17 protein-coding genes and 1 tRNA gene are annotated in these 20,129 nt (G+C 60.4%); 7 read left to right on the top strand and 11 right to left on the bottom strand.

All coding sequences use genetic code 11. The annotated features are described in order from the left end of the window. Positions 1-10: 10 nt before the first annotated feature. Both JCM7686_RS09855 and JCM7686_RS09850 read right to left on the bottom strand, forming a co-directional pair. The gene (locus JCM7686_RS09855; protein WP_020950709.1) at positions 11-709 is read right to left on the bottom strand and encodes a hypothetical protein; all 699 of its coding nucleotides are present in this window, start codon (positions 707-709) and stop codon (positions 11-13) included. Continuing rightward, a complete protein-coding gene (locus JCM7686_RS09850; protein ID WP_020950708.1) occupies positions 693-1,775 on the bottom strand; it encodes a GSCFA domain-containing protein in 1,083 nt (360 codons plus the stop codon). Before JCM7686_RS09850 ends, JCM7686_RS09855 begins: the two co-directional genes overlap by 17 nt. 561 nt (positions 1,776-2,336) lie before the next feature. Here JCM7686_RS09850 and JCM7686_RS23425 point away from each other — a divergent pair. The 3 genes from JCM7686_RS23425 to JCM7686_RS09835 all read left to right on the top strand — a co-directional run bounded on the left by JCM7686_RS23425 (position 2,337) and on the right by JCM7686_RS09835 (position 4,803). Further along, positions 2,337-3,551, top strand: a complete 1,215-nt coding sequence (locus tag JCM7686_RS23425; RefSeq protein WP_051201545.1) for a hypothetical protein — start codon at positions 2,337-2,339, stop codon at positions 3,549-3,551. 490 nt (positions 3,552-4,041) lie between these two features. Next, a tRNA-Ser gene (locus tag JCM7686_RS09840) sits at positions 4,042-4,131 on the top strand. A 258-nt stretch (positions 4,132-4,389) separates the two neighbouring features. After that, positions 4,390-4,803 carry a universal stress protein gene (locus JCM7686_RS09835; RefSeq protein WP_020950706.1) on the top strand — a complete coding sequence of 138 codons (414 nt, stop codon included), beginning with the start codon at positions 4,390-4,392 and terminating at the stop codon, positions 4,801-4,803. A gap of 338 nt (positions 4,804-5,141) precedes the next feature. Here the strand turns inward: JCM7686_RS09835 and JCM7686_RS09830 are convergent, their stop codons facing one another. The 8 genes from JCM7686_RS09830 to JCM7686_RS09795 form a co-directional block, all read right to left on the bottom strand. Next, positions 5,142-6,131, bottom strand: a complete 990-nt coding sequence (locus JCM7686_RS09830; RefSeq protein WP_020950705.1) for a type VI immunity family protein — start codon at positions 6,129-6,131, stop codon at positions 5,142-5,144. 18 nt (positions 6,132-6,149) lie between these two features. Continuing rightward, a complete protein-coding gene (locus JCM7686_RS09825; RefSeq protein ID WP_020950704.1) occupies positions 6,150-7,277 on the bottom strand; it encodes a DUF4150 domain-containing protein in 1,128 nt (375 codons plus the stop codon). Further along, positions 7,274-8,317, bottom strand: a complete 1,044-nt coding sequence (locus JCM7686_RS23420; protein WP_020950703.1) for a hypothetical protein — start codon at positions 8,315-8,317, stop codon at positions 7,274-7,276. The genes JCM7686_RS09825 and JCM7686_RS23420 overlap by 4 nt, the downstream gene beginning before the upstream one ends. Then, complete coding sequence (locus JCM7686_RS09815) at positions 8,314-9,294, bottom strand: DUF2169 family type VI secretion system accessory protein (RefSeq protein ID WP_158442352.1); 981 nt, start codon at positions 9,292-9,294, stop codon at positions 8,314-8,316. Before JCM7686_RS09815 ends, JCM7686_RS23420 begins: the two co-directional genes overlap by 4 nt. 51 nt (positions 9,295-9,345) lie before the next feature. Continuing rightward, positions 9,346-9,588 carry a hypothetical protein gene (locus tag JCM7686_RS09810; protein ID WP_020950701.1) on the bottom strand — a complete coding sequence of 81 codons (243 nt, stop codon included), beginning with the start codon at positions 9,586-9,588 and terminating at the stop codon, positions 9,346-9,348. Between the two features lie 55 nt (positions 9,589-9,643). Beyond that, positions 9,644-10,753 carry a hypothetical protein gene (locus JCM7686_RS09805; protein WP_148292600.1) on the bottom strand — a complete coding sequence of 370 codons (1,110 nt, stop codon included), beginning with the start codon at positions 10,751-10,753 and terminating at the stop codon, positions 9,644-9,646. Between the two features lie 110 nt (positions 10,754-10,863). Further along, on the bottom strand, positions 10,864-12,096 hold the full coding sequence (locus JCM7686_RS09800) for a hypothetical protein (protein ID WP_020950699.1): 1,233 nt from the start codon (positions 12,094-12,096) through the stop codon (positions 10,864-10,866). 5 nt (positions 12,097-12,101) lie between these two features. Beyond that, complete coding sequence (locus JCM7686_RS09795) at positions 12,102-14,156, bottom strand: type VI secretion system Vgr family protein (protein WP_020950698.1); 2,055 nt, start codon at positions 14,154-14,156, stop codon at positions 12,102-12,104. 707 nt (positions 14,157-14,863) lie between these two features. Between JCM7686_RS09795 and JCM7686_RS25230 the strand changes: the two genes are divergently transcribed. From JCM7686_RS25230 to JCM7686_RS09770, 4 genes are all read left to right on the top strand, one after another. Next, a complete protein-coding gene (locus tag JCM7686_RS25230) occupies positions 14,864-16,819 on the top strand; it encodes a DUF2817 domain-containing protein (protein WP_020950697.1) in 1,956 nt (651 codons plus the stop codon). Between the two features lie 76 nt (positions 16,820-16,895). Then, a complete protein-coding gene (locus tag JCM7686_RS09780) occupies positions 16,896-17,693 on the top strand; it encodes a transporter substrate-binding domain-containing protein (protein WP_020950696.1) in 798 nt (265 codons plus the stop codon). A gap of 100 nt (positions 17,694-17,793) precedes the next feature. Further along, positions 17,794-18,501, top strand: coding sequence for an ABC transporter permease (locus JCM7686_RS09775; protein WP_020950695.1), 708 nt, complete (start codon positions 17,794-17,796; stop codon positions 18,499-18,501). Between the two features lies 1 nt (position 18,502). Then, positions 18,503-19,195, top strand: coding sequence for an ABC transporter permease (locus JCM7686_RS09770; RefSeq protein ID WP_020950694.1), 693 nt, complete (start codon positions 18,503-18,505; stop codon positions 19,193-19,195). On the opposite strand, the gene JCM7686_RS09765 is transcribed toward JCM7686_RS09770, so the two are convergent. Beyond that, positions 19,192-20,115 (bottom strand): LysR substrate-binding domain-containing protein, encoded by a 924-nt coding sequence (locus tag JCM7686_RS09765; protein WP_020950693.1) that lies wholly within the window; start codon positions 20,113-20,115, stop codon positions 19,192-19,194. The genes JCM7686_RS09770 and JCM7686_RS09765 overlap by 4 nt on opposite strands. Positions 20,116-20,129 lie beyond the last annotated feature (14 nt).

The following is a 20,129-nucleotide window of genomic DNA, read 5'->3' as shown; positions in this document are numbered from 1 at the left end:
TTTCAGTAATTTACGGGATGATGTTGGCGACAGGATGAGGTTCGGTGCGCGTAGGGCTCACTCCGTTCAACAGGCGGCGCGCATAGGCCGCGTTCTTGTGAAGATCATCGTCAGATGTCAAATTGTAACGCGCATCAATCAGAAATCCGTCCACGATCATCTCGTCAGGGGTAGAGATCAAAGTTGCATCAAGTGTCGCTGCGATCTCGTTATAAATACTCCAGATTAGAGGGTAGAGTGACTCGGTTCCGGCATACGCCGTCTGGTTCGGCTCCATTCCCGGGCATATCCCCCGAAGCGGTGTTGGAAGGATCGTGACTGAACCGGCGAACTGGCTTCTCAAACTGCGAAGTGAGCGTGCGGCCGGCAGATTTTCCAAGTATTCACGAACGATCTGACGGACGAAGGCGATACTATAATGCCAAAGAGGCTTTGACATAATAGCTTCAAAGACTTGAGAGGTTCTGAATCGGCCACCTGACCATAGGATGTGATCATAATCCGCCAGTGTGGTGGGGGGCATAGAGTCCTTGGATCTGCCGGAAACGATGCCATCAGAAAAACCGATCGTATTGAAGGCCGAGCCGGTTTGGAACCAAAATGAAACATCTTGATAGCCAAGAATGCTTCCGTCGGCATTCATCAGATCTTTAATCATCCCAACATTGCTGTCGCCAAGGACCAGCAGGCGTTTATCTTGCGAATGCATTCAGGATAACCTCATCACAAACGATATCGTCTTCAGTCTCTACGAGGTCCGTATCAGTTTGATCTTCTGAACTATTACTCTCATCGCGCTCGGAGGATGCTCTCGGTTTGCGAGTAGATTCTATGCCTTTGAAAAAATGTGCGAGCACGGCACTGACCCCGGCGCTCGTCACTGTGCGCGCATTTCCCTCATAATGCATGCCGCGACTGATTGGAGCCGTCACGACTTCGTAAGAGGGGAAGTAATCTATACTCGGGCTGTCATCCATGAACTGCCCGGCGACCGCCCGCAATATGCTTTTTGAATAGGTGGTCGCAACAAGAACATGTTTACTCGTCGCCGTGGCGGTCAAGGGTACAGGGGATACCGTCGTGATGACACGAATATTTTTGTCGCGATTCTGGTTGATCACACGTAGCGCGTCGCGGAATTGGCGCAAAATGCTTCCAAAGTTATGATTAACCAGCTTGGTGCGCCCGGGATCAAATACCCCTGCAACTACGCCGGGGCACATCGAGTACTCCTGCCCGGTTTCGATATCCTGCCAGGATTCAGTTAAACCGAAGGTGAAAAGAAAAATGTCGGCGGTAGTAAATGCCTGCCTAATCGCCAGAAAAGTTGCCTCCCGACTTGCGAGAAGTTCATCTACGCTCGGAAAGCCTTCCGGTTCGATCTGCTGGCGGTATGGGTCGTAATAACGGCCCTTACTTTCCAGCGGCTGTAGTTTTGGTTCCTCCAGTCCGAAAGAGAACTTCAACCATTGAAGTAGCATATTTGCGGTATAAATATTTCCGGTGCGAAAGCTGAAGATGCCATAGTTGAATTTTCGTTTCGCTTCCGGTGCGATAAGATCTGGGCCCGGCTCCGCATCAAGCCAGGTATATCCACGGTCGACTAACTGGCGGCTGATATGCTGAGCAAAGCATGATCCAGCAGTTATAATCTTTGTGCTCTTCGTGATTCTGAACTTGGATTTCCATAGTTCATTCAGGCCAAAGCCACCAACGTCCGAGACAGCAGTTTTCCAATAAAATTTCGGCGCACGATCTTGATAGGGATGGGGCATGATGTGTTCCAGGGCGAAATGTCACTCTGCATCGCGCGTCGCACGTGATTCTGCAATCCTCGAGCGCGTCGATCGCGTCGATCGCGTCGTTTTCGGGCGACGTAGCCTGCTGATCGTCACGGTGCGGTAGGCCCCGCAGCGTGGTTGAAATCCTTGATATAACATGACGACGCGACGCAGCACGACGTCATGTTGTGATGGAAACCTGTGCTCGTTGAGGCCGGCCGATGGGCTGACAGTTGGAGAACGATCGGCCATCTTCCCTTGAGGTTCGGTCGGAGTTTGCACGCCAGATGACCGTAACGGGGGGCGGATGACGTTCCATTCATGCGTAGGAGCTGCGAGGCATCAAATCAATTTCCAATACATATAGAAAGAGTTTTCGCCTCATCGCCGCACCTCCTGCGCGACAATCCGGTGAATTTATTGGTGCTGAACAAAGGCGTAGATCGCATGCTCACCTTTTACAGGTATCAAACTTCGCACTTGCTCGGTGGGTAAAAGCTTAATAGGTGATTGGTCGCCACAGACGGCGGGATCGGTAAGACGGCAAGAGTCAGCATGCACTTCACGGATATTGAGCAAGGCGATCGTGGAATCGCCTACCTTGATCAGAGGCTGACCGCAGTTATGAATCGTCGTTCCCGGTCAAGAACGCTGCTTGTCACATTCGGGGACATGATGGCATTGGCCTCGGGTGATAGGGCCTGGGGGGAAGATCTCGGGCTTAAACATGATATGGACGTTTTGAGCTTTATGGCCGGCTCCAGAAATTGGTACCCAGCGATATCGATGATGAAAGCATTGGATTTGCTTTCTCGAGCGTTACATCAATATGATGAGCGGATCTGTTACGGCGGGTCAATGGGAGGTTATGCCGCGCTGAAATACTCCTCTCGAATAGGGGCTGATCGGGTTGTTGCCTACATGCCTCAATTCAGCATTGATTCTCGCGATGTAAATGATTCTCGTTATTCTCGGCATTTTAACCAAGCCGAGAACGCTGATATGGCCATATCTCCCCAAGATGTTTCCGGTGCTGTCGTCTTGGTCAGTGATCCCGGATTTCTGCCAGACGAGCGCCATATTGAGCGCATCGTTACAGAGGTTGCGCGCCCCGTGGAGCGTATAAAAGTTCGCAATGCCGAACATTCGGTGACAGGAATCATGGCGGGTAGCGAGATGTTCAGAAGAATACTGAACGTCGCTGCCGGGCAAGCTTCTGCGCAAAGTCTAGCGATTGCTATTCGTGAGAAGAGGCGGAATCATCCACTCGCGGTACGAATTTTTCTTAGAAAGCTGATCGAGCGGCATCCTGATTGGTTGGCAAAAAGAATCTCGATAGATCGCAGACGATATGATTTGAAATGGACGCAGCTTTTTCGGATCTTCTTTCATACTCAGATGATGCGCAATGACAGGCTGTGGCGTAGGGCCGAGCGCCTGATCGTGCGCAGTCTACGCGCGCGGCTGGGGCTTTCCGATTGCGGAGACTCTTTTTATCTGATGTCGCATCATGGAACGATTCTCTGTGCCGCTGAAGATGGGAAAATGTTCACTGCAACCGTGAGCGATGTCATCGCGGATGAAGTCAGGCCGATTCACTTTTCAAAAGAGGCGAGCGGCGATAACTTTTACGGCGGCTGCAGGGTGGTACTTCATCGCCATGGTGTCGCGTTTGTAAAGGGGGATCAGTATCTAACCGCCGAACGGACTGGAAATAAAGAGTTTTCTGCCAAAGAGATTGGGTTCTGGCAGATGTTTGGCCTATGCTAAGTTTCCTGAGAGTTTCAGGATGAGGATTGATGAACGGGGGATCCCGATGCGCATCAGTGGCTGGGATTGAACGATTTTTGGCTTTCGATTTTCTTCGATCTGGCATCAGAAATCAATCTGCTGTGGTGTGATTTTTAAAACCAGCTTGCGGCGCAACTGCCGTGCTCCGGCCCGGCACAGGCTCAGTCTTTCGAGTGCTGGCCCGTTTGAAAGCTGGCGGATCGGAGAGGGGTGCCTCGGCTGGGATAGGGCTACCTCGAGCGTCTCGCTTCCGGTCCGCGCGTAGATCGCAGCAGTGTCCGGTGTCTCCGGGCTGCCGGTTCTGAGGAGGATGATCCGGGCGCGACTGTGCGCCCAATCCTCATGGAATGCCGTGCTTGGCCACGTGCATTTTGGCGCGATGGCCGGATCGCAGAAAATTTTCACTGGGCTAAAAATCGACACATTTTGCCCTTGTTCTACCTATCGTTAGGCTGATAGACGGGTCAGCGGAGATGTGGCCGAGTGGTCGAAGGCACACCCCTGCTAAGGGTGCAGGCTCGAAAGGGTCTCGAGGGTTCGAATCCCTTCGTCTCCGCCATTTCATTGAAATTGTTATGATAACCTAAGCGTTGATGCCTCTAGACTTGGCAGCTTAACGCGCTTTTCCCTGCCTTATCCCACATCATTTCGAGCCCGCCCAGTTGCCCACCATCCGTGGTGCGGGCGGATGATCAGGGCAGGGTGTATTCCAAAGCGCATGGTCCTCTGGCACCGCTGCTCGGTGAAATTTCCGTGACAGGGCGCGGCGCGCCATGTCAATCTTCTTGCGATCTGGTTGCAGCGGAGAGGAAATCCGATGATTCAGAAGATATTATGTCCGACTGATGGTACCGAGCATTCCGATATCGCCATTCGCTACGCCGCCGAACTGGCGGCAAAATGGGGCGCGGCGCTGACGATTTGTGTGGTCAATATCGCGCATGGCACGCCGCGCGCGCCGGTCATTCTTCATTGGAGCGATCAGGAGATCAGCGATCTTCTTGAGCGCGCCAGCGAGATTGCGCGCAACAGCGGCATTGCCCAACCAAAGCAGGTCAGCGTGGTCAGCCGTGAGGCTGCGGCGGGTATCGTCGCTTATGCCGAAGAGAATGGCTATGACCAGATCGTCGTCGGGACCGGAGACAAAAGGGGGCTGTCCCGTCTGATGATCGGCTCTGTGGCAGCGGATGTGGTGGCGCGGGCACATGGGACCGTGACGGTCGCACGCTGAGAGCTAAAACTGTTTTGATAATCAAACGGATAGTGGCAAAATCGAGACGCCGGAGGGCTAGAACAAGGCCCGGCTCTGTTTTGCTGCTGACCGACGCGGGCTTGCCCGACGCCGGTCAGAAGAGAGATCGTGAACCAATAACTGAGTAAGACAAACTAATCTGTAACAACGACGTAAGATCTACATGACGGCAGAGGTCATGACCATTTGGCTAAAAAGTTAGGTATCCAAATGGCCAAGTGATTGCGCGCAAAATCAAGGATTTCCCCGGTTCTAACGGGCCTTTGAGCGCGTTCCCCTCTCTGGCGGTGCCATGGCTGGCGGTGCAACGGCGAGGCTCAGCCGTCGAACCGCTCCATCCAGTCCCGCGTCGCCTCCATCGCATCAACCGAGGGCGGCACCGCCAGATAGGGCGCTTGCCAAGGGGCATAGCGCAGCGGCTTGAGGAAGTCACTGACGCGGCGATATTCCTCGGGGATGTGGCCCGCGTTCACATCGCCAATCCGGGGCGCGCGGCCAGCTTGCAGCACGACGCCACCCGGATAGGGATGCAGCGTGACGCCCTCAAGCTTTTCCGCCTCGGCCTGACCGCCCAGCTGGTCGAGCATTTCACGGTTGATTGCCGTCAGCCAGTTTGCATCCCGGATGACATCGGCCTCGCCCTCGGTCTCAAGCCCGAATTCATTGGCATCTTCGTAAAGCAGGCCCGGGAAGCGGCGCAGCAAAGGATAGGCGTCGCGCGGGCGGGCGGAGTAGGAATAAAACAGCAGGGAAAAGCCGCTGACCGCATAAAACACCTGCAGCTTTTCGCAACAGGCGCGGAAAAAGCGCAGATAGGCCTCGGGCGCGTCGCGCTCGGTCGAAAGCCGGGTCGAATAGGTCAGATTGCCGTTCAGGCGCAGGCCATCGGCGGGCAGGAAGGCCGCGAAACTCTCATAGACCGGATCGGTCGAGCGGATTGCGGCAGCGGGCATGTTGCGGATGTAAAAGCTGCTGGTCTGGCCGGGATCGGCGAAACGGCCGGTCTCGGCGGTGTTGGACAGACGCGCCTCGATATCTGCGGCCGAGGAAATGCCAATGACTTTCTCGCCATAGGCCAGCGTATTGCAGCGCGCGCCGGTCAGCTCGTAGTAATCCTGCGCAAGCCCGATCAGCGCCTTGCGCCGCGAGGCCGAGGCCCCATTGGCGAAGTGAAAGCCCGAGGTCAGACCGAAGAGCCAGCGCACCGGGCCAGTGTCGGGAAAGGCCACATCGTCGAGCTCACCCAGTTGATCGCGGGCCTCGAGCGCGGCCAAAATCGGCATCAGTTCAGAAAGATCGACGGACATCTGGGCGGGCCTTTGGCGTTAAGGATAGACGGGCGAGGGGCGGGGGATCCGTCCGCCACGTCCGGGCGGAAGAAAGATCAGCGGGGCTTTTTTGAGCATATTCTCAATATCGCGCAGGTTCTTGTTTTGCTGGTATTCCCGCTCGGATTCATAATCGTCGATCGCCTGTTTGCAGTCATCGCATTGTTCCAGAACCACGAATTCATCATAGGTCGCGCGGTGCTTGCGGGCGATGGCCTTATATGCGGCGTCCTTGTCCGGGACATTGGGAAATTTGTCACCCGGAAATTTCATGTCATACATTTCGGTCATCTGTCCATTCTGGACGCGGACGACATCGAGCCAGCGCGAGCCTCGGACATTGAACCAGCCTGCACCGCCCCAAGGCGCTTGGCGCGGAATAAAGGGCGGGTTGATGCCGTCTCCTTCGAGAATGACCTTTCCCGGCTCTTTGTCCGCCGCAAGGTTGTTGGGGTTGAGCGGATCCCAGAAACCCACCTCGGGCAGATAACCATTGCCAACGTAATCCTCGCCGACAATGGTCGGGCCGATGACCGCATTGGGATAGGTTGCGCGCAGGGTCGCCTCGACGCAGCGCTGATAGCGGCCGGGCGATTTCTCATCATCGTCGGAAACCGCGCTTGCAGCCTTATCGAGAAGTTCCGTCGCCAAGCGACGCGGGCGCAGCTTGGCGTAGCATTCGCAGCCGATCTTGCACAAAAGATCGCGGGTCTCGCTGCTGCCGTTGAGCGGCGCGGTCTGATAGCCGCCGAGCGAGGCGGTATTGCCCTTGTTCATCAGCATCCGGTCGCTCAGGCGCGTGGCCGGACGACCCTCGATATAGACATTGGGCGACCACGACAGCCAGGTTGCCTCATGCTGCACGGTCCGCGAGATCACGCCCTTGCCGCGCCCCGGCTCATCGCCCTCCGAGACCTCGAAACGCGAGCCACGCACCGCGCACATCTTGCCGCCATGCGAGGTCACCGAGATCGAGCCATCGACCAGATCGCGGGCAAAGGCGATGTTGATATAGGGGATGGGCGCGCCGGGCGAGCGGCAGATATCGGGAAGCGTCGACATGGTCAGCCCGTCAGAGCCCTTGTGGCACATCGTCAAGCCATTGATGCGAACGGTTTCCTTCATGGAAGCATCTCCTGAGGGGCGGCGGGGCTGGAAGTCGGGTTGGAAGTCGAGCCGGTATTTGGGGCGGGAAGCAGCAGGGCTGCCGCGCGAAGCGGGCCTTGCGAGGATGCGGTGACCAGCGCGGGTGGGCCATCAAGCGCGAGGGCGAGGCTCGTCAGCGCCATCGCGCAGCCGCTATGGCCAAGCCGCGCCATCGGCAGTTCGGCCCGGTCAGCCAAAGCGGCCAGCTCGGGGCCAGAGGCGGTGACGGCAAAGCCGAATTCCTCGGTCTCGCCGCGATCGCCGTTTTGATCGCTCCAGATCGCGGCGGGCGGATGGGCCGGATCGCGCAAAGCCGCCAGCGCATCGGCCAAGCCGCGTCCGCGAATGCCGCGCGCCCGATCGTCGGCGCGTTCGGGTTCCTGGGCGAAAGCAAGACGCAGGCCGGGCAGGTTTTCGCGGCGGCCCGGCAGCACGGCCAGCGCGACGGCGGCCTCTCCCGGAATCGTTCCCCAGGGATTTTCCGATGAAAACAGCCGTTTGCGCGACATCAGATCGTCGATTGCCCGCGAGGGGATCAGGCTTTCGGCGGCGATGACATAGCCAAGCTCATCTTCCGGCGTCTGTGCCAGCCGCGCCAGTGCCAGCATCGCCTCGGCGGCACCGCCGTGGACGAAGCCGAGCGTGCCGATCCTCTCGCCAAGCCGCTCGCGCAGGGTTGCGGCGAGCCAATCGCGCGGCTGCGGCTGGTTGAAAGCGGGGGGCAGCATCAGCGTGACGGGAGCGGCCTTTCGGATGCCGCGCGCGGCAAGCTGGCCCATCATATCGAGAAAGGCGGTCTCGATCAGCAGATAGGTCCGGGCAAGCTCGTTGCGTTCCTCCTCGGGAGCGATGACGGCAGCAATGGTCAAAGGCGCACCATCAAGCCCGATCAGCGCCGGGTTTCGCGCGATGAAATGGTCCGGCCCGCGATAGGCCGCGAGCGCCTCGGCCCGGCTAGAGCCGGCCGCGCACGTCAAGCCCGCCGCCAGCAGCGACAACTCGGGCAGCTGCGCGCTCATGTCCGCACCCCGCTCATTTGCAGAAGGCGGATCTGGGTGCGGCGCAACTGCTCTTCATGGCCGGTGCACAGCTCGGTCGCGTTCCAGACCATGCGGATCTGGCCCGAGGGCGGGTCGAGATGCAGGTTCACCAAGCGGAAGCGGCTGGTCCGGCTGGTGCGGCCAAAGCGGCAATCCTGTTCCAAAATGATCTGGGGCAGGCGCAATTGCCAAAGCCCGGAGGGCGCCATGCCCGAAATCTCGACCGGCTCGCCGCCCTGAAGATCGCCGGGATAGATCATTTCGGGGGCGGCGGCCTGATGGAAGGCCTCGTTGAAATCCTGAGGCAACAGCGGCGCGACACGGGTGCGCCAGGTCTCGTCATAGGTGCCGGCATGGCGCTGGCGCGGCTGCCAGGCGGGGTGGATATAGCCAAGCCCGGCGGGCGCGGGCAAAGGCGCATCGGGTTGGACGCTTTCGCCGGGACGCAGGATTTGCGGCAAATCGAGGCTCTGATCCAAGGGCAGGGTGGCGAAGTCGCGCAGCCAGCCCTTGCCGAGCGGATTGGCCGGATGGCGCTCGTGCCCGTCCTGCGCACCATAGGGATCATGGCCGCCTAGCGCGAGATCCCAGCCGGTCCAGACCTCGGTCACCGCATCGCCCTGATCGAGCTGCCAGCCGCGCGCCTGTCGGCGCAAGACGCTCGGCGCATGGGCTTCAAGGAGATGGGCCAGCTTGCCGACCCGGATGCCAATCTCGATGCGGCGCGCCGGGCGGGCTTCGGGGGCCAGAGCCGCGCCGGTCACGATAATGTCGGTCCGGGGTCGGAAGGGGGCGAAATCGGCCTCGGCATCCAGCCGCTGGCTTTCGGGACCGGCGAAAAGCTGGACGCGATTCACCGGCGTCGGCGGCACCATCCGGCACAGCCCATCCGGCTCGACCGCGAATTGGCCGACGACCGCGCTGCACCAGACCTCGGCGCCGCGCCGGTCGCGCATCAGCGTTCCCGCCGCCTCGAAAGGGCTATGGTTGGCCAGCTCCCACATCGCTCAGTTGAGATCGATCCAAGCGGCGCGCAGCGCGACGTTCTTCTCGGCCTCCTGCAGTATGCGCTTGCCCTTGACCGAGATCGTGCCATCCGCCGACAGCCGGATCTGCGAGGCGCCATTGCGGATCACCAAGGTGCCTTCGGGGCCGGAAATCTCGATCATCTCGGCAAGTTTCGCCAGCTTTTCAAGGGTTTCATCGGTCAGGCGCGGGCGCGATGCCGCGCGGGAGAAATGAGAGGTCACGGGCTAGATCCTTCGGTTCGAGGCGCGCGCCGGCAGAGGGCAGGCGCGCGCGCTGCTATTTGGGATGGGCGGCAAGGAAGGCGCGCAGATCGTCGGTCACCAGCCGCTCGGCAAAGGTCAGATGCATCATCAGCCCCATATTCTTTTGATTGTCCGGCATGGCCCCAAGCGAGGCGATGCCCAGAACATCCTTGGGCGCGACGGCGAAAAGCTCGGTCGCGGCAATCTCGGCCGGAGGTTCGGCATGGGTGATCAGCTTGCCGATGAAGAGCCCATGGGCCGGGGTGACCTCGTCAAAGCCTGCGGCCTTCTGGCGGTCGATCGGCTGGCGGTCATAGGTCACCTGTGGCAGCAGGTTCTCCATCATCAGATCCGAGGCAGAGGTGGCGATATCCGGCAAAGGCGCATTCGCCGCCACTGCGCCTGCAGGCACTTCGATGGCAAAGACCCCAAGGGCGCTGTTCGAATCCGGATCGGCCTTGTCGAGAAAGATCGAGGCGGCAATCGGCCGTGCGCTTTCCGAGCCCGAGTTGAAGGGCTGCCAATGCGGCGGCAGATGGAAGCTGAACTTGCCGCCCGAGGGCAGGGCGATGTCATGGGACACGAAACTTGCCGCGATGCTGTCTTTCAGCGGCTGGGTAAAGCTCAGCGAGCCGACGAAGCGCGCCATGATCGGCACGGCTTTGGCGGCATCCTCGTCATTGGTTTGCAGCCTCAGGATCAGCAGATCCGTGCCGCGCCGCCAGACCGAGATCCGGGTGCGATAGTCAAAGCCGGTCTTCGACTCGCCGGTCAGAACCTCGCCGAAATCGCGCTCGCTTGCTTCAACGCCGTAATTGTCCGGCCCCCAGGCCGATCCGGCCAGCAGGCGCCCATAATCGGCGGCGACGGCCACGCGCTCGGGCGGGATGGTCGCCGCATAGACGCCGATTTCCAACTGATCGCGCGTCGTCGGCTCATAGCCGACCCAAAGCTTGCGAAAGCTGGTGAACATCTCGGAGGCGTCGAAATCATCGACCTTTTCATCGGTCTCGAACCAGCGGAAATCCTCGGGATAGGCCGAGCGGAAGGTCAGGCCGGGCGCACCGGGCAGAATGAAGTCCTTCGCCGCGACCGGAGCCTCGATGCGGGCCAGCGCCGCGATACCGTTGTTTTCTTCAGCCATGGCTTCCTTCCTGTCGCCGATCACGCCCAAAGCCGCCAGCAGAACGGCGGCAAAAAGCGCGGATCTGGTCCTTTTGCGCAGAGGCGAGGTGAAATGGGGTCGCTCTGCCGCTACCACCATTTTATCTTGTTCCAAAGCTTGTCCAGCCCGGTTACCCCGCCGCCGACCTTGACCCCGGCTCCGACGCCAAGGCCAAGTTTCGCACCAGCTTCGGCCGTGGCTTTGCCCTTTTCATATCCAGCCTTGCCCGAAGCTTCGGCCTGAGCGCCGACCGACCCGCTGACCTCGCCGCTCAGGACGATGCCGATATCCCAGGAATCGTCGAGCCCTTCCCATTTGGTGTTGAAGATCCAATTGGACAGGCTCACCACACCTTTGGTCACGCGGGTGGGCGTCAGGCCGATCTCGCCGCTCAGCTTACCTTCGACAAGGTTGGCCGAGGCGCTGAGCTTGCCGCCGAGCGTGGCTTGGTCAGCTTTCAGCACAGCCTCGCCCTTGGCTTCGGCCTGAGCGCGGGCTGCCGCGCCCTCGGCTTTGCCTGACAACAGCTGATCCTTGGGCGTCGCCACCTCGCCCTTGAGCAGATAGGCATCGCCCTTGATACCGGCGTCGGCCGCAAAGCCGGACTTGCCGAACGAGGCCTTGGCAGAGGCAGAGCCCGCACCGCTGAGCACCCCGCCCTTGCCGGACAGCAGGGAATCCGATTCGCCGAACGAGCCCTGTTTGACGCCAAAGACCTTCTCGTCCGATTTCGCCGAATAATCGACGAATTTGATATCGGCATCTTTCCATTTGCCGCGCCAGTCATTGTCCTGATTGCGCGTGCCTTTGGGGTTGGTCGTGGTCGTGCCGGTGCTGCCGTCGTAGGATATGCCGCGCAGCGCCTCGTCTTTGACGCCGCCGTCTTTCGAGGCTTTCTCGGCCTGACCGAATTTCCAAGTCCCGCCTTTCGACTCCTTGGGTTTTTCCTCGCCGGATTTATCTTCGGGCGGGATGACCTTGTTGGCGGGGAGGCCCTGAACATAGTCGCGCAAGGCCTGAATGTCTGCCGCGTCAAGCTCGCCCGGTTTCTTGCTTGGGGCTGCGAAAGGGCCTGTGGCTGGCTTGAACAGCGTCATCGCGCCGCCTTGCTGCTGCGCTGGCGGCTTGAAGGGCGGGCCCTTCCACGGCTCATTCTTGGACTGCGTCCACTTTTGGAAAAGATCGAGATCGCTTTGCGTGAGCGCGGTGGTCGGCGGCGTCTTCTCCGGGATATTCTTCATCGTATCCGGAGCAAAATAGAATCCGGGCTTTGAAGCGGCGGGGGTGGGCGGCGTGCCAGAGCCGGGTTTGCTATCGCTCATGGCGCTTAGTTCTTGCTGATCTTATCGGCTTTGAGGTGGATATGCTTGCCCTCAAAGACGATATCCCCCTCTTTCGACATCGAGATCATCGCGTGTTTGCCGACCTTGATCGTCAGCTGTTCGCCAACGCGCAGGACCTTTTTCTTGCCGATATCGGTCTCGTCCGAGCCGCGCACGATCAGGCTGTGGTATTTGCCGACTGTGGTCTGGAAAGTATGGCCAACGAAGATCGACTTGCCCGCGCCGACGACCTCGGATGAGCCGATGCCGACGACCTCGGATTTTGTCTTTTCGACATAGAGCTGATAGTTGCCCTTGCCGAAGTTGAACGGGTCCGGGATCTTCAGCTTGTCGAAGATCGTGCCGACCTTGTCGAAAAGGATCTTGGCCTTGCTGCGGATCAGCTCGGTCAGCGGGTTTTCTCCCACCGCGATCGACATATTGCCCGCCACGACCTCGTCATGATCGCCCTTCACCTCAATGGATTTGTCATGGCCGACAAATTCGAGCTGGTCATGGCGGACGCGCTTGGCGCGGTCATTCAGGATCTCGAGGTTCATGTCCTTCTGGGCATGGACGAAGATCTCTTCCTTATCGGCCTGATCCTCGAAGCGCAGCTCGTTGAAGCCCTTGCCCTGATGGGTGTTGGTGCGGAAGGTCGAACGGGTCTTGTTCGCAGGCAGATCATAGGGCGCGGCGCTTTTGCCATTATAGACGCAGCCAGTGACGAGCGGCTTGTCGGGATCGCCTTCGAGGAATTCGACCACGACCTCCATGCCGATGCGGGGGATGACCATGCCGCCCCAGCCCGCGCCCGCCCAGTTCTGCGACACGCGGCAGCGCATCGAATAGGCGTCCTTCAGATCCCAGTGGAACCGCACGAGGATGCGGCCGAATTCGTCGCAATCGATCTCGCCATCGCCGACCACCATCGCGGTCTGCGGGCCCTGAACCACGGGCACGGCAGTGCGGCGCGGCGGCGTCATTGGCGCCGAGGCCGGCATCATCGTCCAGGCGCCGTTGAAGGCATAGCCGTCGCTTGCCGGCGAGCCCGATCCATAGGCCTCGCTCAGGAAATGATAGCTCGAAGAGAGCACGAGATAGGTCTCGCCCGTGCCCGGCACCGGATCGCCCGAGAGCGAGACCTGCATCCCCGATCCCAGCGAGATGCAATCGCCCGCCGCACGGTGGCGCTTGTCGCCGCCGCGTTCGCCGTCATTGCGCAGCCCGACCACGGTCTTGCCGCGCCCGCGATCGAGATAATCGCCGGGATAGTCGAAGCTTTCGATCTTGCCCTGTGCATGGGCGGCATCGCCCTGCCGGTCGACCTCCATCGCGGCAAGCGGGGTCTTGAAGTTGAAATCGGTCAGGCGCACCGCGCCGGTGGTGATGTTCCTTTCCGGAGCCCATTCCCAGAAATGTTCGCCCTCGGCCTGGTGATGGGCATCGAAGGGTTTGAATTCGCGCGCGCCGACATTCGGATGGCTGGAGACATCATCGGTCAGAACGAGGGTATGGCTGCCCTCGGCATGGCGGAAGAAGAAGGAGATCCCGTGCCGCTCCATCTGGCGCCGGGCGAAATCGAGGTCGGATTCGCGATACTGGACAGTATATTCCAGCACCGGATAATCGCCGGTTAACGCGAAATCGAAAGCCGGATCGCCAAGCGAGGCATAATCGGCGAAAAGCTCCTGCAGGATTTGCGTCACGGTTTTATTGTGGAAAATCCGCTGGTTGCGCCGACGCCCCGCGAGCCAAAACCACGGGCGCAGCGTCAGATCATAGCGATGCCCGTTCTCGCCCGAGCCGATCCAGCGCGCTTGCGTGACGATGCCGTCGAAATGGCGCGCGCCCTCGCGGCCCTCGATGGTGACGCTGGCATGGGTGCCCATGAGGCTGTCGAAATCGAGGTCACGCTCGGCGGACAGGGCCTCGACGCGGTATTCGAAGAGCTCGCTCAGGTGGTCCGACCCGTCAAAGCGCAAGAGAACCAGAACATCCGGGCCTAAAACCGTCGTCAGATGCCCGAGACGGTCAGTTTGGCGCAGCTGCACATTCATCGCGAAAGCTCCCGGAGGCATGCAAGAGATGAGAAACTGCTAGGCAAATGGCGCAATTGTAGCAAGGGCAAAGAGGCTTGAAATTTGCCCCGGCCAGAAACTTGTCGGGATCGGAGATAGGTTGCCCTAGGGTTAAGTCAGCCGGGAGTTGATCCGCGCGCCATTCGCCGCAAGAGATGCTTCGGATGCCGTGGGCGAATCACTCAGCGCGTCCGGAATCAGAGGGTGGAAAGAGCGACCGGCCCGCTGCTCGCCTAAGGAAGGCTGAGCAGGGGCCGCGACCGGACAAGGTGGACCGGTCTGGTCTGAAAAAATGTTATCTCTCAAATGGTTGGTTGGATCTGATTTGAATCAATTCCGGACGCGTTTTCTGCGGCCCTCGCTACGTCTGCGGCGTTGGTGTGATTCGTCTGCGCGTGAGACGAAAGGCCATAATCCTTTGCAACCTTGAGGCACCTTGCGGTCGGTGTTGAGGCAATAGTATGACGCCGGGTGAAAAAGCCGCCCGACGCCTGCGCATGAATTCATCATGTTTTCCGATAGGTTCCGGGAGGATAGCCGGGGTCAAAGCCCGGCCGAGCGGGCTCGCTTGGGGCGGATTGCGAAAAAAAAGTCTATACATATTCCGACCGTCGCCTAAGGTCATCCTCGGAGAGCGCGCGGAATCAGAACGACATTTCTTGCCGCGTATGAAGGAGAGAGACGATATGGCGCAAAGGCCGACCACCGAGCCGGTTGCAACTGATTATGCGACGATGCGGGCCCGCTTTTTGGACGCTGCCCGGGCTGCCGGGGCACAGATTGCGCATTATCCTCATCCTTTGGCGGGGCCTTTGCACGAAGAGCTGGCGACCGATGTTGCGTTGATCGGGAATCCCAAGGCGAAAAAGCTTCTGATCCTCAATGCCGGCACCCATGGGGTCGAGGGCGGTTATGGCTCGGCGGTCGAGGTCGCATGGCTCAAGGCCCAGTCGCCCTGGCATCTGCCCGAAGATGTCGCGGTTCTGATGATCCATCTCATCAACCCTTGGGGCACGGCCTGGTCGCGCCGGGTGAATGAGGACAATGTCGATCTCAACCGCAATTTCATCGATTGGTCGCAGCCCGCGCCCGAAAACCGCGATTATGCCGCGGTGCATGATGCGATCACCTATTCCGATCTGAACGGGCCGGACCGCGCCCGCGCGCAGGCCGCCTATGACGCGCTTCTGGCTGAGCGCGGCGGCTATGCGGCCATCGCCCCCACGGTCGAGGCCGGTCAATATACCCATGCCGACGGGCTCTTCTTTGGCGGCACCGGGCCGGTTTGGTCGAATGTCACCTTGAACCGCATTCTGACGGATTTCGCCCAGCAGGCCGAGGATGTCGTGGTCTTCGATCTTCATACCGGCGCCGGTCCCTATGGCTATCCCGCGCTGTTGTCGGTCGCGGTCGAGGGCCATGACGGGCTCGACTGGGGCCGGGCGCTCTTTGGTCCCGCGCTGTCGGTCGTGCTGACCGGGGCAGGGCGGACCACCGATACCGGGATTGCCGCGACCGCGACCGGCTATGTTTCGGATGCGGTGCGTCGCGCGATGCCACGGGCGCGAGTGCTGCCCTTGGTCGTCGAATGCGGCACGCTGCCGGGCGAGGTCGTCAATGACGCGGTGCGCGCCGACAACTGGCTGCATCTTTATGGCGATGTCGCCTCGGCCAAGGGGCAAGAGATCAAGGAAGAGCTGCGCCGCGCCTTCATTCCCGATGATCGCGGCTGGGAGGCGCAGGTGCTGGGCACGACGCTTGGCTATTTCGAGCGCGCGCTTCATGATCTTGAGGCGCAAAACGGACATCAGCCCAAACGCGCGGTGAGCCGGGCGGCGGAAGTCGCGGGGGCCGCGCCGATCTCGGATATGCAAAGCGCGACGCCTGCGGTCGAGGTCCATGATCTGCACAAGAATTACGGCACGCTCGAAGTGCTCCGAGGGGTCGGGCTGATGGCCCAGCCGGGCGAGGTCGTGTCGATGATCGGCTCGTCCGGTTCGGGGAAATCGACCTTTCTGCGCTGCATCAACCTGCTCGAACAGCCGAAATCGGGCCGGATCATCATCGACGGCGAGGAAATCAAGCTCAAGCCCGGCAAGGACGGCAATGCGGTCGCGGGCGATCACAAGCAGGTCGAGCGCATCCGGGCTCGCGTCGGCATGGTCTTTCAGAACTTCAACCTCTGGCCGCATATGTCGGTTCTCGACAATATCATCGAGGCACCGATCCATGTGCTGAAGGAAGAGCGCGCGGCCGCGATCGATCAGGCCCATGCGCTTTTGAAAAAGGTCGGGCTGTCGGACAAGCCCGATTTCTTCCCCGGCCAGCTCTCGGGCGGCCAGCAGCAGCGCGCGGCGATTGCGCGCACGCTGGCGATGCGGCCCAAGGTGATCTTGCTGGACGAGCCGACCTCGGCGCTTGACCCCGAGCTCGTCGGCGAGGTGCTGCGCGTCATTCGCCAGCTTGCTGAAGAGGGCAATACCATGATCCTCGTGACTCACGAGATGCAGTTTGCGCGCGAGGTCTCGCATCAGATCAAATTCCTGCATCAGGGCCGCGTCGAGGAAGAGGGCGCGCCTGCCCAGCTTTTCACCAATCCCCGCTCTGAACGCCTGCGCCAGTTCCTGTCGCGCACCAATTGACTGGCAAGTTTCGGGCAGGAACCGCATGATCACTCGGTAAAAAAGTGACGCAAACCAACCCAGGGAGACAAACCGAATGAAATTGAAACTTCTGTCGCTCGCCGCGCTGATGGCACTTGGCCTGAACGCCGCCCATGCCGCCGAGGGCGAGCTGGTCATCGGCACCGAGGGCGCCTATCCGCCCTTCTCGATGGCCGATGCCAGCGGCAATGTCACCGGCTTTGACGCCGATGTCGGCAATGCGGTCTGCGAAAAGCTCAATCTGAAATGCCGCTTCGTGGTGCAGGCCTTTGACGGTCTGATCCCGGCGCTGAACGCCAAGCGCTTCGACATCATCATCTCGGGGATGTCGATCACCGATGAGCGCAAAAAACAGATCGACTTTTCAAACAGCTACGCGGAATTCCCGAACCAGTTTGTGGCCAAGAAGGGCTCGCCTCTGGCCGAAGCGAATGATCTCGACACGCTGAAGAAGGACCTGAACGGTCTTCGCGTCGGCGTGCAGGGCGGCACCACCCATGCGGCCTATGTCGAGAAGAACATGCCCGACGCGCAGCTGATGACCTATGACACGCTCGACCAGATGCAGATCGACCTGTCGAGCGGGCGTCTGGATACCGCTTTCTCGGACACCTCGGCGCAAAACGACTTCCTGGCGAAGCCCGAGGGCGGCGACTTCGTGCTGGTGCCTTATGTGATCGATTCCGCTTCGGATGCGACGCTTGGCGACGGTCTGGGCATCGGCATCCGCAAGGATGAGGCCGAGCTCAAGGACAAGATCAACGCGGCACTGTGCGAGCTTGGCGCCGATGGCACGCTGAAAGCCTCATCGGAAAAATGGTTCAAAATGGATATTTCGCGCAACTGCAAGTGAGCGCGTGACATCCGGCAGAGGGGCGGCGATCGCCCCTCTGACCTGAGGCTGCGGCGAGCGCGGCCAAATCTCCCCACCTGAAGACTGGTAGGTTACACGAATGCAATTCGGGCTATTGCAGCTCTGGGAGGGCGGCTGGATCGGCGCGCTTCTGCGGGGCGCCACCATCACCGTTCTGGTCGGCCTTTGCGCGATGGGCGCCGGGCTGATGATCGGGATCATCTGCGGGCTGATCAAATGGGGCCGGGTGAAGCCGCTGAACTGGCTCGTCGACATCTACACCACCGTGGTGCGGGGCGTGCCCGAGCTGCTCGTCATCTATCTGCTCTTCTTTTCCTCGGTCGAGTTCGTGACCCGTGTCGCCACGGCCTTTGGCTGGGCGGGGCTGGCCGATACCGGCTATGCCTTCATCATCGCCGTGATCGCGATTGCCGCGATTTCGGGGTCCTATTCGACCGAAGTGGTGCGCGGCGCGCTCTCCTCGATCCCGAAAGGCCATCTCGAGGCGGCACGCGCGCTGGGGATGCCGGGGCGACGGATCTTTCGCAAGATCATCCTGCCGCAGATGCTGCGCATTGCCGTGCCGGGGATGAACAACGTCTGGCAGGCGACGATGAAGGACACGGCGCTCGTCTCGGTCGTGGGCCTGCAAGAGCTGATGCGTGCGGCCTTTGTCGGCGCGGGCTCGACCCGCAACCCGTTCATCTTCTATCTGATCGCGGCGATCATCTATCTGATCATCACCTTCGTCAGTCAGGTCTTCTTCAAGCGGGCCGAGCGCGCGCTGGTGCTGAAAGGGAGGGGCTGAGATGGATCTCGAAATCGCCCAACGCGCCGTCACCACGATCACCAAAGGCGTCACCGTCACGCTGACACTGGTCGGGATCTCGGTCGCGATCGGCTTTTGCCTCGGGCTTTGCCTTGCGATGATGCGGGTCTCGTCGAGCCGCCTGCTGCAAAAGATCGCCGAATATTACAGCGCCATTTTCCGCGGCACACCGCTGCTCGTGCAGCTGTTCCTCTTCTACTACGGCCTTGGCCAGTTCGAATTCGTGCGCAACAATCCGGTGCTGTGGTGGGTGATCGGGGGCGGGCTCAACTGCGCCATTCTGGCCCTGTCGCTCAACACCGCCGCTTATACGTCCGAGATCTTGCGCGGCGGGCTGATGTCGGTCCCGGTTGGGCTGATCGAGGCGGCGAAGGCCGCGGGCATGTCGCGCGCCTTGCGCTTTCGCCGCATCGAGTTCCCGCTGGCGATCCGTCAGGCCTTGCCCGCCTATAGCAACGAGCTGATCCTCGTCGTGAAGGGCACGTCGCTCGCCTCGACCATCACAGTGATGGAGATCACCGGCCACGCCAAGCGCCTGATGAGCCAGACCTATGCGATCTTCGAGATTTTCGCGATTGCGGGCCTCTTCTATCTGGTCATCAACACCCTTCTCGTGCTGGTCGTGCGCCGGATCGAGACCCGCCTGACGCGCTATCAAACCGCCTCGCGTTAAGCGGGATGGGGCGCCGAGAGCAGGCTCTGGCGCCGCCCGATCTGCAAAAGCCAATTGTGAAAAGCCGGGCCATTCGGCTTTTCCATCGCGGCCCGATCCCAGGCGAGATAATAGCTCTCGGGCAGTTCAAGGCGGATATCGAAGGGCACGACCAGCGTGCCCGCCGCCAGCTCTTCACCGATCATTGATAGCTGAGCTAAAGCAAAGCCGCGTTTGTTGATCGCGGCGTCGATGGCGCTGCTCGACAGGGTGAAGGAGAGCGTCGAGAGGCGCTGGCTGCGGCTCGCCCCGACATGGCGCGCCCAATCCGACCATTGCGGCGGTGGCAGATATTGCTTCTCCCATTCGACATTGAGCAGCGGGAACTCCAGCAGATCGGCGGGCTCGGCAAGGGCGCGATCAGCGATCAGCATCGGCGAGCAGACCGGCACCATCCAGTCGCGGAAGAGCTCGGTATAATGGCGATGGGCCTGCACGCCGCGGCCATAGGTGATGCGGAAATCGACCTCGTCCTGGCCCAGAGCGGGCTCGTCATCCTTGCCGATGATGCGGACATTGGCCTGCGGATGCAGGCTCTGCCAGTCAAAGATCCGCCGGGTGATCCATTTGTTCACCACCGATGTCAGCGCGCTCAGCACGATGGCCGAGCGGTTGCGCGCGCGCTCCAGCGCGTCGGCGGCCAGCTCGAACTGTCGGAACCCCTTAGCGATTTCGGCGTAATAGATCCGGCCCCAGCTCGTCATCTCGACCCGCCGCCCGCGCCGTTCCAGAAGCGTGACCGCGAGGTGATCCTCGAGGTGGCGCACCTGTTGGCTGATCGCCCCGGGCGAGACGCCCAGATCGCGCGCCGCCGCAGTGACCGTGCCGGTGCGACCGACCGCCTCGAAAGCCTGAAGCGCGCGAAGGGAGGGAGGGGGCATAATCTCACCTGTTT

This window comes from Paracoccus aminophilus JCM 7686, assembly GCF_000444995.1.
GTDB classification, from domain to species: domain Bacteria; phylum Pseudomonadota; class Alphaproteobacteria; order Rhodobacterales; family Rhodobacteraceae; genus Paracoccus; species Paracoccus aminophilus.
Note: the sequence above shows the minus strand (reverse complement) of the source record. Positions and strands in the feature narration are given on the sequence as shown.

Coding starts and splice junctions, on each gene's coding strand:
- JCM7686_RS09855 (WP_020950709.1), bottom strand. CDS start 709: ATGCATTCGCAAGATAAACGCCTGCTGGTCCTTGGCGACAGCAATGTT.
- JCM7686_RS09850 (WP_020950708.1), bottom strand. CDS start 1,775: ATGCCCCATCCCTATCAAGATCGTGCGCCGAAATTTTATTGGAAAACT.
- JCM7686_RS23425 (WP_051201545.1), top strand. CDS start 2,337: ATGCACTTCACGGATATTGAGCAAGGCGATCGTGGAATCGCCTACCTT.
- JCM7686_RS09835 (WP_020950706.1), top strand. CDS start 4,390: ATGATTCAGAAGATATTATGTCCGACTGATGGTACCGAGCATTCCGAT.
- JCM7686_RS09830 (WP_020950705.1), bottom strand. CDS start 6,131: ATGTCCGTCGATCTTTCTGAACTGATGCCGATTTTGGCCGCGCTCGAG.
- JCM7686_RS09825 (WP_020950704.1), bottom strand. CDS start 7,277: ATGAAGGAAACCGTTCGCATCAATGGCTTGACGATGTGCCACAAGGGC.
- JCM7686_RS23420 (WP_020950703.1), bottom strand. CDS start 8,317: ATGAGCGCGCAGCTGCCCGAGTTGTCGCTGCTGGCGGCGGGCTTGACG.
- JCM7686_RS09815 (WP_158442352.1), bottom strand. CDS start 9,294: ATGCGCGACCGGCGCGGCGCCGAGGTCTGGTGCAGCGCGGTCGTCGGC.
- JCM7686_RS09805 (WP_148292600.1), bottom strand. CDS start 10,753: ATGGCTGAAGAAAACAACGGTATCGCGGCGCTGGCCCGCATCGAGGCT.
- JCM7686_RS09800 (WP_020950699.1), bottom strand. CDS start 12,096: ATGAGCGATAGCAAACCCGGCTCTGGCACGCCGCCCACCCCCGCCGCT.
- JCM7686_RS09795 (WP_020950698.1), bottom strand. CDS start 14,156: ATGAATGTGCAGCTGCGCCAAACTGACCGTCTCGGGCATCTGACGACG.
- JCM7686_RS25230 (WP_020950697.1), top strand. CDS start 14,864: ATGGCGCAAAGGCCGACCACCGAGCCGGTTGCAACTGATTATGCGACG.
- JCM7686_RS09780 (WP_020950696.1), top strand. CDS start 16,896: ATGAAATTGAAACTTCTGTCGCTCGCCGCGCTGATGGCACTTGGCCTG.
- JCM7686_RS09775 (WP_020950695.1), top strand. CDS start 17,794: ATGCAATTCGGGCTATTGCAGCTCTGGGAGGGCGGCTGGATCGGCGCG.
- JCM7686_RS09770 (WP_020950694.1), top strand. CDS start 18,503: ATGGATCTCGAAATCGCCCAACGCGCCGTCACCACGATCACCAAAGGC.
- JCM7686_RS09765 (WP_020950693.1), bottom strand. CDS start 20,115: ATGCCCCCTCCCTCCCTTCGCGCGCTTCAGGCTTTCGAGGCGGTCGGT.